Genomic DNA, 15,921 nt, shown 5'->3' on the forward strand with positions numbered 1-15,921 from the left:
GACATGATCACAGCTAGGGATTACACCAACAAACTATGTCACGCTGAGCTTGTCGAAGCCCCTTTCAACTACATTTCGATAGGCTCGATGTCACAAGTGAACCAATATAGATGAACTAATGAACTAATATATCCCAAGCAAACTTCATAATCGTTCCAAAAACAACGATTAAAAAGAAAATTCGAATAAATTTATTGCCTTTGAGTAAGGCTAATTTTGCACCAAAAAAAGAACCCATGATATTAAATATGGCCATAGGTATAGCATATTGATATAAGATATGCCCTGTGGAGCTAAAGTAAATTAATGCTGCCAAATTGGTTGCTATATTTACAATTTTAGCATGTGCACTAGCGCCCACAAAATCAAAACCTAAAACTGCAATAAACACTAAGATTAAAAAAGACCCAGTTCCCGGCCCTATTAAACCATCATAAAAACCAATAATTAAGCCAAAGAACCCTGCCAACAATACCTGTTTTTGAATAGAATGGGCCTTGTGTTGGTGAATGCCAAACTGCTTATTGAAATAAGTATAAATGGCAACAAGGATCAGCACTATTAAAATAATTGGTTTAATTACTTCATTATTGATCATACTTACGCAATAAGCACCCAATAGCGAAGCACAAAAAGCAGCAATTACACAAGCGGTTAAAACTTTATAATTGAATTTTACTTGCTTGGAATATTTGTATGCGGCCACAGTAGTACCTGCAAGTGATGGAATTTTAACCGTACCGAAAATACTGGCTACTGGATAATGAGGTAAAATGAGCAAGGTTGCTGGGGTTTGCAACAAACCGCCTCCACCTACTATGGCATCGATAAAACCAGCTGCAAAGGCTGCAATACAAAGTAAAATGAGTTCTAATCCAACCTCACTAAAAGAGTTTATAAAAGCATTCAATATTTTATTTTTTTAATAGCGTTAACCTTTTTTTGCCCCGTCCTAAGCTCCCAGTGTCCCCCGCTGGCGGGGGAATCAAAGGGGGTGGAATCTTTCAAATCCTTCAAGATGATAGTAACAGTTCCTCCCCCTGCCCCTCCTGAGGGGGACATGCATGCTGTCAAAAAGTTAAAATTATTTTCCTCTACCAAACTCATCCAAGAGAAGCGACATAAAGCGTGCCCAATGAACTAATTACCAAATGAACTAATATATTTAAGACTTACATCCGCTCTGGAACATTGATACCCAATATCCTAGTTCCTGCTTTTAACACATCGGCAGTAACTTTGCAAATATTTAAACGATGCTGTTTTAAAGCCTCATTTTCTTCTTTTACAATTGGTGGTACTTCATGGTAAAACTTATTGAACAGCTTTGCTACTTCATATAAATAATTAGCTAAAAACGCTGGACTGTAAGCTTTTGCGGCATTACTTAACTCTTCTGGATATTTAGCCAATAACATAATCATTTCCAACTCTGTTGGATCTAATCCTTCAACTTTACTCAGGACGACATTAGATTTGAAGTTTGCTTTCGCTAACAACGATTTAACCCTAGCATGGGTATATTGAATAAACGGACCAGTATGACCTTGAAAATCGATAGATTCTGATGGATCAAACAACAAACGTTTTTTAGGCTCTACTTTTAATAAGAAATACTTTAAGGCACCTAAACCAATATTGTAATATAATTCTTCCTTTTCTTGTTCAGAAAAATCGTTGATTTTACCTAAAGCCTCTGTTTTTTGCTTGGCAGTTTTAATCATTTCTGCTACCAAATCATCTGCATCAACTACTGTACCCTCCCTACTTTTCATTTTTCCGCTAGGTAAATCTACCATGCCATAAGATAGGTGATGTAAGCCTTTTGCCCAGCTCTTGCCTAATTTCTCTAAGATTAAAAACAGTACCTTGAAATGATAATCTTGCTCGTTACCTACCACATAAATAGACTGATCCATATGGAAGTCATCATATTTCATTTGGGCAGTTCCTAAATCTTGGGTAATGTAAACCGAAGTTCCATCTGCACGTAAAACCAATTTTTGGTCTAAACCATCAGCAGTTAAATCAATCCACACCGAACCATCTTCTTTTTTAAAGAAAACACCTTTTTCCAAACCTTCCTCAACAGTGTCCTTACCTAATAAATAGGTGTTGCTTTCGTAGTAATATTTATCAAAGTCTACCCCTAAGTTTTTATAGCTGATATCAAACCCAGCATACACCCAACCGTTCATCTTTTTCCACAGCTCAATTACCGCTTCATCACCTGCCTCCCATGCCAATAACATTTGTTGGGCATCCTTAATCAAAGGAGCATTCTTTTTAGCTTCATCCTCTGTCTGACCCTCGGCTTTAAGCACATCAATCTGCTTTTTATATTCCTTGTCGAAAATCACATAGTATTTACCTACCAAGTGATCTCCTTTTAAACCAGAACTTTCTGGCGTTTCGCCATTGCCCCAAATTTGCCAAGCTAACATCGATTTGCAAATATGAATTCCTCTATCATTTACCAAATTCACTTTAAAAACCTCATAACCATCGGCTTTTAACAGCTCAGCTACTGCATAACCCAATAAATTATTACGCACATGCCCTAAGTGTAAGGGTTTGTTGGTATTTGGTGATGAATACTCTACCATCACTTTTTGTCCATTCGATTTGATCTTACCAAAATCGTCACTCAACAATTCATTATTGAATAGGTTTATCCAATAACTATCTGCTATGCTTAAATTAAGAAAGCCTTTAACCACATTAAAAGCGGTAACTTCTGCAACATTTTGCACCAAATATTCGCCAATTGCTGTAGCTGTTTCTTCTGGAGATTTCTTTGAAATCTTGGTAATAGGAAAAACAACAATCGTTACCTGACCTTCAAATTCCTTACGTGTTTCTTGTATATTAAGTACACTTTCAGCAACATCTTCATTGTAAATCTGTTTAATCGCGTTAAGTGTGGCAGTGATAATAAAATTCATACCGCGAAAATAGCGATTAAAGACTAAAGCTGAAAGACCAAAGCCTAAAGAAACATATTGATGGCTTTTAGAACAATATTTTGGGCGTTCGGGCGGCTATCTGCTGTATCTTTTAACTTGTCCTTCGCTTCGCTCGGGTTAAAAGTATGCCGCTCCTATCCCTAACGCAAAAAGGCAGAAAATGCATGCACTAATGAACAAATGACACTAATGAACTTAATCATTCGACTTTTACGTCTTCCCGACTTTCGGACTCTCAAAAAATCTAATAGCTTTGTATCAGAACGCACACCAAATATATGAGCAATCAGCAAGGAAATTTTAAAGTAAATGTAAATACAGAAATTGGCAGGTTAAGAAAATTGCTTATCCATAGTCCAGACAGTGGTTTAGGAAAAGTTGTACCTTCTAAAGCACAAGATTGGCTTTTTGAAGATATTGTTCATTTAGATACCATCCGTAAAGGCGAATATGATTATTATTTGAAATTATTGATGTATTTCTTAGATCCAGAAAAAATAAAAGGCAAATTAGCTGAGATTGATTCTGAAGCCGCCGATCGTAATTTCTTTAAGCCTAATCATCCAGATTTCCATAACTCAAAGTCAGTAATCGAAGTTCAGAATTTATTGAGCGAGATGTTAGAGAATGAGTCCATCAGAAAAAAATTAGTTGCTGCAGTTTGTGCAATTGAAGGCTGTACTTATAAGGTTCAATTAGAGCTAACAAATACAGACCCTAAAATATTGGCAGAAATCTTTATTTCTGGCACTTTGGCTAACGATACCATGATTTTTGCACCCATTCCTAATCTTATTTTTACCAGAGATGTGGGTACAACAATCAATAACCATATTTTATTAAATAAACCAGCAAAGAAAGCCCGTGTTCGCGAAACGCTTTTAATGCGTTACATCTTTTTTAACCACCCTATTTTTGAAGATTACAGAAATAACATACTAGAAATTCCAGATGTGACCATGCACTTCTTAAGACCAGGTGATGAACCTGCTTTTAGCACTACTTTAGAAGGTGGTGATGTAATGATGGTTAGCCCCAACCATGTATTAATTGGTTGTAGTGAAAGAACTTCTGAACATGGAGCCAATGAGGCAATTAAGTTATTGTTTGAGCAAAATGTGGTAGAGAAAGTAACCGTTATTAAAATACCTAGCAAAAGGGATTATATGCACTTGGATACGGTATTTACACAAGTGAAACGCAATACTTGGGTAATTTTAAATTCAATTGCACATTCTCCAAAGTTTAATGCAGAAGAACCAATTAACTTTTTAAAAGAACCAGAAAAATTAGAATCTACTACAGCAATTCAATTTCATAAAGATAAACCAGGGCAACCTAAATATTTTGAACACGTAGAAGCTTTATTAAATGACATTAGTCAGAATGATTTAAAGAGCACCGAACCTACAAAAATTATATACAGTGGCAACAATACTTTCCCATACGATTCTAGAGAGCAGTGGACAGATTCATGTAACCTGCTAGCCATTAAAGAAGGGGTTGTTTTAGGTTATGATAGAAATGATAAAACTGTAGAAGCTTTTAGAGCTGAAGGCTTTGATATTGTTGATGTAAAAGATTTAATTAACAATTTAGAAAGTGGCAAGGTTGATGCAGAAACCATAAAAGACACCCTTATTTTAATGCCATCAGCAGAATTATCTAGGGCAAGAGGTGGATTTCATTGCATGAGTTTACCTATATTGAGAGACGATTTAGGATAAAAGAACAAAGATTAAGGATCAAAGACATATTACGTACTACTTACAACGTAAAACTTATAACTCCAAATGCAAACTACAAACCATATTTTAATGATCCGCCCGGTTGATTTTAAGTTCAATGAACAAACGGCAGCGAATAATAAATTTCAACAAGCTAGCGAGCAAAGCGATGTGCAAAAACAAGCTTTAAATGAATTTGATGGCTTTGTAAATATGCTTCGCTCAAACGGTGTTGATGTTACGGTAATTGACGATACTTTAGAACCAGCCACCCCTGATTCTATTTTCCCAAACAATTGGATTTCTTTTCATGAGGATGGTTCTGTCTATCTCTACCCCATGTTTTCAGCTAATAGACGTGGTGAGCGTAGAAAAGACATTCTTGAACAATTGGGACAGCAATTTGAATTGAACCATGTAAGTGATTTAAGTTTTTTCGAACAACAAGTTCTCTTTTTAGAGGGTACTGGTAGCATGGTTTTAGATCGTGAAAACAAAATAGCTTATGCTTGTTTAAGTGTGAGAACAGATGAAGAGGTATTGAACAATTTCTGCATGTTAGCTGGCTACAAACCAATCTCTTTTCAAGCGATAGATGAAACACGTTTCCCTATTTACCATACCAATGTGATGATGTGTATTGGTGATCAATTCGCTGTAGTTTGTTTTGATTCTATTCCAGATTTGAAGGAAAAAGAGTTAGTGAGACAAAGTTTAATTGGTAGTGGAAAAGAAATTGTTGAAATAAACTTTAACCAGATGAACCATTTTGCTGGCAACATGTTGCAGGTTAAAAACAACAAAGGTGAAAGTCTTTTGGTAATGTCTGAGCAAGCTTATAAAGTGTTAAATGTGGATCAGGTAAGTACTTTAGAAAAATATGCTAAACTTATTTATGCTCCTTTATATACCATAGAACAAAATGGTGGTGGTAGTGCGAGATGCATGCTGGCTGAAGTGCATTTACCTCTTAAGTAATTGTAAGCAAGGCAATCCTAATTATATTACCACATAGGTACATAGATTACATAGTTTTTTAAGAAAGCCGTCATTGCGAGCGAAGCGAAGTAATCTATTAATTTGCATACGATAAAGACACGTATTCAACATGCCAGTCTGACCTGTGCCGATTTCACATCAGTAGTTTGTCGAAGACTTATAATACACCTACATTCCTTTTTACAAAGCCCATAATTATATGCTTTTCGTAAAACTTTTCGTTATTAACTTAATAATTTTAAACTACTACCCTAATTCTCAATTTAAAATTACATTTTTGCAAAAATTATTTATAATAAATGCAGAGTTACTCCGAATTTCTTGACTTAAGTGTTGGTTTTCCGCAAGAGGGTTACAGCGTTATAGACGACGAATTGTACTTTCAAGACCTCAATTTAATGGAGATGATAGAAACCTATGGTACGCCATTGCGTTTCACATATTTACCAATGATTAGTAAGAAGATACAACAGGCTAAATTGTTGTTCCAAACTGCTATCATTAAGAACAATTACCGAGGCGATTATAAATATTGCTACTGTACTAAAAGTTCGCATTTCCGTCACATTGTGGAGGAAGCGTTAAAAAATGGCATCCACTTAGAAACTTCATCTGCGTTTGATATGCCGATGATTGAGGCTTTAGAGAAAAAGGGTTCTTTAACAAAAGATATTACTGTAATCTGCAATGGTTTTAAAACCTACCAATACAAACAATATATCATTGATATGTTGCACGATGGCTATAAAAACATCATTCCAGTATTAGATAACAAGGAAGAATTTAACTTGTATGATGATGAGGTTGAGATGGATACACCTTGCAACTTGGGTATTCGTATCGCAGCTGAGGAACAACCAGATTCTCAATTTTATACTTCGCGTTTAGGCGTTCGAATGGAAGATGTAATTGAGTTTTATAACAACAAAGTAGCTGGCAATCCTAACTTTAGGGTTAAGTTATTACACTTCTTTATCAACTCTGGTATTACCGATTCGCCATATTACTGGAACGAATTAGAAAAATATGTTACGCTTTATTGCAAGTTTAAAAAAATAAACCCTGAACTAGATACCCTAGATATTGGTGGTGGTATGCCATTTAAAGATAGTTTGGTATTTGATTTCGATTACGAATACATGGTAAACGAAATTGTAAAGCGGATTAAAGAAATTTGTGCAGAACATGATGTAATTGAGCCTGATATCATTACCGAATTTGGTAAATACACTGTTGCTGAAGCATCTGGAATTTTATATAAAGTATTAGGCCGTAAGCAACAAAATGACCGTGAAAAATGGTTAATGTTAGATGGTTCATTTATTACCAACTTACCTGATGTTTGGGCGCTAAACCAGAAATACATCTTATTACCCATCAACAACTGGGATTCGGAATATGAGCGTGTAAACTTAGGTGGTATTACCTGCGATGGGCAAGATTATTATAACCAAGAAGCGCACATGAATAGTGTGTTTATGCCTAAAACCCGTAAGGTGCAATACCTAGGTTTCTTTAATACCGGCGCTTACCAAGAGGTTTTAAGTGGTTATGGCGGTATTCACCATTGTTTATTGCCTAGTCCGAAACATGTTATTATTCGCAGAAACAGAGATGAAACTTTTAACTTCGAGGTTTTTGGCGAAGAACAAAACAGCAAGCAAGTTTTAAAAATTCTAGGTTATACTTCTTAGAAAGCTAAAAGCTGAAAGACTAAAGCTGAGAGCTTAATCCATATCATAATCCTTTCCGTTCGGGAGGGATTTTTTTATTCACCCATCCGTCATTTCCAGCAAGCATAGCGACGAGAAATCTTATAATTAGATATCAATCTGACGTGTGCCGTTTCACATCCGTAGCTTGTCGAATACTTAGTAAAGCAGAACCAATGTAAATAGTAAAATTAGTCCCGCTATCATTTCAAGTCCTCGGTTCGTTCCTCACCTGTGGGCTTTCCATTCCTATCGGGTTTAGAGAACACAAGCCTGTACAGCTATGATGTGGCTAGGAATTCAAATAATTTCTCTATCTTCAATTTCCCTATTTAAATTCACATCGTAAACATTTTACCTATGCTAAAAGACGTTAACTTAAATAAGGTTTTTGTAATTGATATTGAGACTGTTCCCTTATATGAATATTTCGAACAGATGCCTTTGCAAATGCAAGAATTGTGGGACAGCAAAACTCAATTTCTTAGAAAGGACGACAAAACACCTTCTGATTTTTACGAAAGAGCAGGAATTTGGGCAGAATTTGGTAAAATTATCTGCATCAGTGTAGGTCTATTTCATAACCAAAAAGGCAAACTTAATTTTAGGATTAACTCCTACTTCGGACATGATGAAGTTGATATTTTAAACCAATTTAGCAAACTACTATCGCAGCAGCCAAAAGATCAAATTCTATGTGCACATAATGGTAAAGAATTTGATTTTCCTTATTTATGTCGCAGAATGTTAGTAAATAACATTTCAATTCCACTGCCACTACAAATTGCAGGCAAAAAGCCTTGGGAAATTAACCATATCGATACGATGGAATTATGGAAGTTTGGTGACTATAAAAACTATACTTCTTTAAATTTATTAGCTGCTATATTTGGCATTCCAACGCCAAAAGATGATATTGATGGCAGTATGGTTAAAGAAGTTTACTATCAAGAAAAAGATTTGCAACGCATTGTTACCTATTGCCAGAAAGATGTAATTACCACTGCACAAATTTTGTTACGTTTTAAAGGTTTAGATGCAATTCCATCAGAAAATATTACCTTAGTAAAGTAATGTTAGAAGTAAAAGAACTTGCCATATCATTTTATAACCGAGAAGAAAAAACTTGGAGTGAAGCTGTACATAAAGTTAGTTTTACTTTAGCAAAAGGTAAAGTATTAGGTATTGTTGGCGAATCTGGTTCCGGAAAATCTGTTACCTCTTTCTCTATCATGCGTTTGCACGATTCTAAAAACACTAATATTACTGGTGAGATAGATTTCGACAACATTAGCTTGCTCAATTTATCAGATCAAGAAATAAGAAATTATCGTGGCAATAAAATGGCCATGATCTTTCAAGAGCCAATGACTTCTTTAAATCCGGTTTTTACTTGCGGATATCAAGTCCAAGAAGCAATCATTTTACATCAAAAAGTAACAAAAGAAATTGCTAAAGAACAAACCATAGCACTTTTTAAAGAAGTACAGTTACCACGCCCAGAACATATATTTGACAGTTATCCACATCAACTATCTGGCGGACAAAAACAAAGGGTAATGATTGCAATGGCGTTGAGTTGTAACCCTGAATTGCTCATTGCAGACGAACCAACTACCGCTTTAGATGTAACCGTTCAAAAAACTATTTTAGAGCTCTTATTACGTCTTAAAACCGAAAGAAACATGGGCTTAGTTTTCATCTCTCATGATTTAGCTGTAATTAGCGAAATTGCAGATGAACTCTTGGTAATGTACAAAGGTGATATTGTTGAACAGGGTTCGGCAAAACAGATATTCGAAAATCCACAACACCCTTATACCAAAGGGCTTTTGGCTTGCAGGCCAGCACCGCAAAGAAGATTAAAAAAGCTACCTGTAGTAGCCGATTTCTTAAATGAAGATCAAAATGTGGGTATCAAACATTTACTAGAAATCAACAGTTATACCGATCAAGAAATTGAGTTAAGACGCCATGAGTTATATAGCCAAAAACCATTATTGCAAGTGCAAAACTTGTGCACATGGTATCCAATTAAAAAAGGATTGTTTGGGAAAACGACCTCTTATGTAAAGGCAGTTGATGAGATTACTTTTGACGTTTTTCCAGGAGAAACATTAGGTTTGGTTGGCGAATCTGGATGTGGCAAAACTACTTTAGGCAGAAGTATTTTACGTTTGGTTGAACCAACATCGGGTAATATTATTTTTGATGGAAGAGATTTAATTAAATTAAGCAAAGCCGATTTAAGAAAAGTGCGCAGAGATGTGCAGATTATTTTTCAAGACCCCTATTCTTCCTTAAACCCTAAAATAACTGTTGGAAATGCCATTATGGAACCTTTGCAGGTACACCACATTTTCAAAAACGATCAAGAACGCAAAGCTCATGTTTTACATTTATTAGAAAAAGTAAACTTAAACCCAGAACATTTTGATCGTTATCCTCATGAATTTTCTGGTGGACAGCGACAAAGAATTGTAATTGCAAGGGCTTTGGCATTAAAACCAAAATTTATCATTTGTGATGAATCTGTGTCTGCTTTAGATGTATCAGTACAAGCTCAGGTTTTAAATTTGTTAAGAGAACTACAACAAGAATTTGGTTTAACTTATATATTCATATCTCATGATTTAGCAGTAGTTAAACACATTTCAGACCGTATGATTGTAATGAATAAGGGGAAAGTAGAAGAAGAAGGTTTCCCTGAGATCATTTACAACTCACCAAAAGCAGCTTACACCAAGAAATTAATAGAAGCTATTCCTGGAAGAGAGAATATAGCTGTTTAATTACCCTGCCCCCTTTAGTATGGGAACGAAAAATAGTAAGAAACCTAGGTCTTCATATTAAACAAAAAACAACTGTTTTTTGTTATAGAAACGTTATTTCTTAGAAAAAATAGCCCAAGCTAAATATACAATTGCTATCTTCGATACCATACGTAGATAGCTATGGCAAAGAACAAAAATTCGCAAGTAAAACTCGTTTTAACTCAGTTAATTACAGATATTTTCGAGAAAAATAAAAATATTGCACTAAATCATAAACAAGTTGCAGCAAAGCTGAATTTAACTGATGGTGCTTCTGCAGAAACCATTTTAGAAATATTAGTAGAACAAACTGAAAAAGGGATATTTATTAGACCTGAGCGTGGAAAATTTCGTTTAAAAGAGCTAAAAACCTTTGTAACTGGAACTGTAGATATGACCGCTGATGGTTCTGCTTTTATAGTGCCTGATGATGAATTTGAAAAGGATATTTACATTGCTCCCCGCAAACTTCGCAATGCTTTAAATGGCGATAAAGTAAAAGTGTATGTATTTGCTAAAAAAACAAGCGGTCGCAAAAATGAAGGTGAAGTTGTAGAGATTATCTCAAGGGTAAAAACAGATTTTATTGGTGTTGCTAAAGTAAGTGAACGTTTTGCATTTGTAATTGCTGATGATCGCAAAATGCATCAAGATATATTTGTGCCATTGAGTGATTTAAATGGGGCTAAAAATGGTCAGAAAGTGCAGGTTGCCATTACAGATTGGCCAGAAGGTGCTAAAAACCCTATTGGCAAAATTATTAATGTATTGGGTACGCAGGGTGAGAATGATACAGAGATGAATGCCATTTTAGCTCAATATGGTTTCCCTTTGAGTTTCCCAGCTGAAGTTGAAAAAGAAGCAAATGCAATACCAGAAAATGTCAGCGAAGCAGAGATAAAAGGTAGAAAAGACTTTAGAGATACTGTTACTTTTACCATTGACCCTGCTGATGCAAAAGATTTTGATGATGCAATTTCTTTTAAAAAACTAGCCAATGGAAATTATGAAATTGGTGTCCATATTGCAGATGTTTCTCATTATGTAAAACCTAACAGTGCTTTAGATAAAGAGGCATACGAGCGTGCAACCTCAGTTTATTTAGTGGACCGTGTAATTCCGATGTTGCCAGAACGCTTAAGTAATGGGGTATGTTCTTTACGCCCTAATGAAGATAAGTTGTGTTTTGCCGCTGTTTTTGAGTTGGATGAAGAAGCTAATATTTTAAATCAATGGTTCGGCAGAACAGTTATACACTCTGATAGGCGTTTTAGCTATGAAGAGGCCCAAGAAGTAATTGAAACCAAACAAGGTGATTTTGCTGAAGAAATATTAAAATTAAATGAGTTAGCTTATATTTTAAGAGATAGAAAGTTTAAAAACGGTGCCATTAGTTTTGAAAGCACTGAAGTTAAATTTAAACTAGACGAACGCGGAAAACCAACTGGCGTTTACATAAAGGAACGTAAAGATGCGCATAAGCTGATTGAAGATTATATGTTATTGGCCAATAAAAAAGTGGCAGAATTTATTGCTAAAAAAGGAAATGGTAAGAATAAATATACATTCGTTTATCGTTCACACGATTCTCCTAACTTAGAAAACCTAAACAACTTTGCTACTTTCGCATCTCGTTTTGGTTATAAAATCAACATGAAAACCGATAAGGATATTGCCAAGTCCCTAAATTATCTAATGTTAGATGTAGAAGGAAAAAAGGAGCAGAATATGTTAACTCAATTGGCAATTCGATCTATGGCTAAGGCAATTTATACCACTAAAAAAACTAGTCATTATGGTTTAGCTTTTGACCATTATACACACTTTACCTCTCCTATTCGTAGGTATCCAGATGTAATGGTTCATCGTTTATTAGCCATTTATTTAGATGGCGGCAAATCTGCCAATATTGATGAATATGAAAATGCAAGTTCTCATTCATCTGCTATGGAAAAACGTGCAGCAGATGCAGAAAGAGCATCTATTAAATATAAACAAGCAGAATATTTAGAAGAAAACATAGGTAGCATTTATACGGGAATTATTTCTGGAGTTACAGAATGGGGTATGTATGTTGAGATTTCGGAAAATAAGTGTGAAGGAATGGTTCGTTTAAGAGATATTACTGATGATTTTTACGTTTTAGACGAAAAAAATTACTGTATCGTTGGTCAGCGAAAACATAAAAAATACCAATTGGGTGATGAAGTGCAGATTAAAGTTAAAAAAGTAGACCTTTCTAAACGTCAGATTGATTTTACTTTGATTCAAGATTAACTATGAAAAAACTATCCCTTTGCATTTTACTAGTTACATTTTTCATACAAGTGAAGGCACAAAACCTTCAAGGAAGGGTGATAGATGAAATTACTGGCAAAGGTATTCCCTTTGTATCTGTAGGTAGTGTTGGTACAAACAATGCTACCGTGAGCAATGAGAATGGCGATTTCATATTAAAACCTCCTACCTATCCTATTAAATTAAGGGCAAGTCACATTAGTTATTTATTGGTAGAATTAAATTTAGCACAAAACCCTGATAAATTGGTAATCAGCTTAAAACCTGCTACATTGACATTAAATGTGGTTACAATTGATCCATTTCAAGGTCAAAGGGTTTTAAAAGCAGCTTTAGAACTGGCTACTGCAAATGCAACCACTAATTTTTATACAAATGCATTTTATAGGCAGTTAACTACAGTAAATAATAAACCTACGCAAATTTATGAGCTATTTTATGACTTAAAGTGGAATACAAAACGCGTACAAGGATGGTCTGCTCAGCAAAGTCGTTATGCAGAACTAAAAGATGGTTTAGCATTTTCATTGAACAATCAGTCTTACTTAACTTTTTCTTATAGCGGATATTTGATGCCAGAAAAAGGCGGAAAATTTGTAACCCTAAAGAATCTTGGTGACTTTACCATAACGATAGATAAGTATATTGAACAGGCTTCGCAAAAAATAGCAGTTGTTTCTTGTAAGTATAAAAAGGGAAAGAAAAACCAGTACTACGTTAACTCAACTTATTATATTGGAATTGATGATTCGAAAATTTACAGGTTAGAAAACAACGTTTATAATCTCCCAATCTCTTTGTCAGATGCTACAGCAAAATATCCACCAGCAGTAACTACAGTAGCTACTTTTAATGGTGAAGGACATCCTATTCCTGTATTAGAAAGTGTATCAACAAAATTTTTAATCACACTAGCTGTTAAAGGGCAAGAATTAAACTCAGGAATAAGTTCTTTATTAACTGTTTACAAAGTTGATAACGATTTGAAAAATCAGCAATTTGAAGCCCTGAATAGAAAAACAAAAGATAAAAAGGTAATAGAATCTATTGCTTATGATTCAAGTTTTTGGAAAGATAATCCAATTGTAAAACAAACTACTTTAGAAGATTCATTTATTAAGATGATGGAAAGCAAACAAGCTTTCGGTACCATGATTAACCCATAAATAATGCATACCCCTACTCAATTACAAGAAATAATAGAGGAAGCGATCCCTCAAATAGTATATCCAAACCACCCAAATAACCTTTACGAACCTATTCGTTATATCATGAGTTTAGGCGGCAAAAGAATTAGACCAGTAATGGTGCTAATGGCTGCAGAACTTTTCACAACTGATATTAACAAGGCATTAGATGTTGCCTTAGCAATTGAAACTTTCCATAATTTCACTTTGGTACACGATGACATTATGGACAATGCTCCTTTAAGAAGAGGAAAAGCAACTGTTCACGAAAAGTGGGGAGTTAACAATGCTATTTTAAGTGGTGATGTGATGATGGTAGAGTCTAACAAACACCTTTCAAAAGTTGATATTCTAGTTTTAAAACCTGTATTAGATACTTTCAATGCTACAGCACAAGGCGTTTGCGAAGGGCAACAGCTAGACATGGAGTTTGAGCTACGAAACAATGTAAGCATTGATGAGTATATAGAAATGATTCGCCTTAAAACAGCTGTATTATTAGGTGGGGCAATGAAATTAGGTGCTATTGTTGGTGGTGCTAGTACAGCTGATGCTGATTTACTTTATAAATTTGGAGAAAATCTTGGTATTGCCTTTCAATTACAAGATGATATTTTAGATGTTTATGGCAACCCAGAAAAATTTGGAAAACAAGTAGGCGGTGATATCATTTCTAATAAAAAGACATTTCTTCATCTAAAAACATTGGCATTAGCACAAGAACATGAAGTAGATAGCTTAACAAGTATAGCAATTGATCAAGATGTAAAGGTTAATCAAGTAACTCAACTTTACAACAAGTACGAAATTAAAGAGCTTGCTACTATCGAAATGAATAAATATCTATCAAAAGCTACAGCAGCACTAGATAGTTTGGCAGTTGCAGATGAAAAGAAAAACAACTTTAGGGAATTAGTACAACAGATTTTAAAAAGAGATAGTTAGCATTGGTTTACTATAGTAATCCTGTCATCCTGAGCCTATCAAAGGATAAATCACATAAACTCCTCCAAAGCAAAAAAGTCCCGATCAAATTGATCGGGACTTTTTTGTTGTAATTAACTTACAATATTATTCTGCTGTTTCAGCATCATCAGCTTTAGCTGCTTTTTTAGCAGGTGCTTTTGCTGCTTTAGGCGCTGCTGCTTCTTTTTTAGCAGGTGCTTTTGCTTCTTTTTCTTCAGTTGCAACTGGTGCAGCTTCTGCTTTTGGAGCAGCTTTAGCCACAGCTTTTTTAGGTGCTGCTACTGGAGCTGCATCTTCAACTGTTAAAGGTAATACTGAAACGTAAGATTTATTATCTTGTTTCTTTTTGAAAGTTACAATACCAGGTACTAAAGCGAATAAAGTATGGTCTTTACCAATACCTACTCCTTTATCTGGATGGTGTTTTGTTCCGCGTTGACGAACGATAATGTTACCAGCGATAGCTTCTTGACCACCAAAGATCTTAATACCTAGACGCTTGCTATGCGATTCACGTCCGTTCCTAGAACTACCGGCTCCTTTTTTATGTGCCATTTTATTTTATCTTTAATATAATTAGCTAATTAGCTAATTAATAAATTTGCTAATCAGTTAACTACAGAGTGATACTCTCAATCTGGATTTTGGTGAAATACTGGCGGTGACCATTTTTCTTTTTGTAACCTTTTCTACGTTTCTTTTTGAAAACGATTACTTTATCACCTTTTAAATGAGACACGATTTTAGCTGTAACCGATGCACCTTTTACTGCAGGAACCCCTACTGTAATTTTACCATCATTATCAACCAACAATACATTGTCAAATTCAATACTAGCGCCTTCATCTCCTTGTAAACGGTGTACAAAAAGGTGCTGGTCTTTTGCAACTTTGAATTGCTGTCCTGCTATATTTACTATTGCGTACATTGTTAAATAATTATTTATTAATTTGTTTATTTTTTTATCGAGGTGCAAATATAGAATAAATACTATTCAAACACAAACAGATAACGAAAATAATTTACAAGGCTGTTGGATGGACAATGGTTCATGGTTGATGGCTAATAGTTATTATAAATAATTTCTCTTAAATAGGCAGAAAAATAAGTTTTAGAAGAGCAAGTTGGTGTTTTATAGGATTGCGACCCCGCTTTCCGTTTACTTCGCTGCGCTACGTGTTCACTCAATGTCATTAAGTTAAACTTTTCTAGTTATGCACCCAAGCGTCATTGCGAGGTACAAAGCATTCTCC

The 15,921-nt window shown here is 34.9% G+C and carries 12 protein-coding genes; 8 read left to right on the plus strand and 4 right to left on the minus strand.

The window, feature by feature from the left end:
- Nucleotides 1–115: 115 nt before the first annotated feature.
- Together FA048_RS10245 and argS are read right to left on the minus strand one after the other, a co-directional pair.
- Nucleotides 116–910, minus strand: coding sequence for a sulfite exporter TauE/SafE family protein (locus FA048_RS10245; protein WP_225872528.1), 795 nt, complete (start codon nucleotides 908–910; stop codon nucleotides 116–118).
- Between the two features lie 262 nt (nucleotides 911–1,172).
- Nucleotides 1,173–2,945, minus strand: coding sequence for an arginine--tRNA ligase (gene argS, locus FA048_RS10250; protein WP_136840504.1), 1,773 nt, complete (start codon nucleotides 2,943–2,945; stop codon nucleotides 1,173–1,175).
- A gap of 299 nt (nucleotides 2,946–3,244) precedes the next feature.
- On the opposite strand from argS, the gene FA048_RS10255 reads away from it, so the two are divergent.
- From FA048_RS10255 to FA048_RS10290, 8 genes are all read left to right on the plus strand, one after another.
- Complete coding sequence (locus tag FA048_RS10255; RefSeq protein ID WP_136840506.1) at nucleotides 3,245–4,693, plus strand: arginine deiminase family protein; 1,449 nt, start codon at nucleotides 3,245–3,247, stop codon at nucleotides 4,691–4,693.
- Between the two features lie 66 nt (nucleotides 4,694–4,759).
- Entirely contained in the window at nucleotides 4,760–5,671 is a 912-nt protein-coding gene (ctlX, locus tag FA048_RS10260; protein ID WP_136840507.1) for a citrulline utilization hydrolase CtlX, read from the plus strand.
- 320 nt (nucleotides 5,672–5,991) lie between these two features.
- Nucleotides 5,992–7,386 carry an arginine decarboxylase gene (locus tag FA048_RS10265; RefSeq protein ID WP_136840509.1) on the plus strand — a complete coding sequence of 465 codons (1,395 nt, stop codon included), beginning with the start codon at nucleotides 5,992–5,994 and terminating at the stop codon, nucleotides 7,384–7,386.
- A 378-nt stretch (nucleotides 7,387–7,764) separates the two neighbouring features.
- Nucleotides 7,765–8,478 carry a 3'-5' exonuclease gene (locus FA048_RS10270; RefSeq protein WP_136840511.1) on the plus strand — a complete coding sequence of 238 codons (714 nt, stop codon included), beginning with the start codon at nucleotides 7,765–7,767 and terminating at the stop codon, nucleotides 8,476–8,478.
- Nucleotides 8,478–10,196 carry an ABC transporter ATP-binding protein gene (locus FA048_RS10275; RefSeq protein ID WP_136840513.1) on the plus strand — a complete coding sequence of 573 codons (1,719 nt, stop codon included), beginning with the start codon at nucleotides 8,478–8,480 and terminating at the stop codon, nucleotides 10,194–10,196. Before FA048_RS10270 ends, FA048_RS10275 begins: the two co-directional genes overlap by 1 nt.
- A gap of 162 nt (nucleotides 10,197–10,358) precedes the next feature.
- Nucleotides 10,359–12,494, plus strand: coding sequence for a ribonuclease R (gene rnr / locus FA048_RS10280; protein ID WP_136840515.1), 2,136 nt, complete (start codon nucleotides 10,359–10,361; stop codon nucleotides 12,492–12,494).
- A 2-nt stretch (nucleotides 12,495–12,496) separates the two neighbouring features.
- Nucleotides 12,497–13,681 (plus strand): carboxypeptidase-like regulatory domain-containing protein, encoded by a 1,185-nt coding sequence (locus FA048_RS10285; RefSeq protein WP_136840517.1) that lies wholly within the window; start codon nucleotides 12,497–12,499, stop codon nucleotides 13,679–13,681.
- Nucleotides 13,682–13,684: 3 nt separating this feature from the next.
- The gene (locus tag FA048_RS10290; protein WP_136840519.1) at nucleotides 13,685–14,647 is read left to right on the plus strand and encodes a polyprenyl synthetase family protein; all 963 of its coding nucleotides are present in this window, start codon (nucleotides 13,685–13,687) and stop codon (nucleotides 14,645–14,647) included.
- Between the two features lie 126 nt (nucleotides 14,648–14,773).
- On the opposite strand, the gene rpmA is transcribed toward FA048_RS10290, so the two are convergent.
- Together rpmA and rplU are read right to left on the minus strand one after the other, a co-directional pair.
- Entirely contained in the window at nucleotides 14,774–15,223 is a 450-nt protein-coding gene (gene rpmA, locus FA048_RS10295) for a 50S ribosomal protein L27 (protein ID WP_136840521.1), read from the minus strand.
- Nucleotides 15,224–15,284: 61 nt separating this feature from the next.
- Complete coding sequence (gene rplU / locus FA048_RS10300; protein WP_136840523.1) at nucleotides 15,285–15,596, minus strand: 50S ribosomal protein L21; 312 nt, start codon at nucleotides 15,594–15,596, stop codon at nucleotides 15,285–15,287.
- Nucleotides 15,597–15,921: the final 325 nt, after the last annotated feature.

Source organism: Pedobacter polaris (assembly GCF_005116505.1).
Lineage (GTDB): Bacteria > Bacteroidota > Bacteroidia > Sphingobacteriales > Sphingobacteriaceae > Pedobacter > Pedobacter polaris.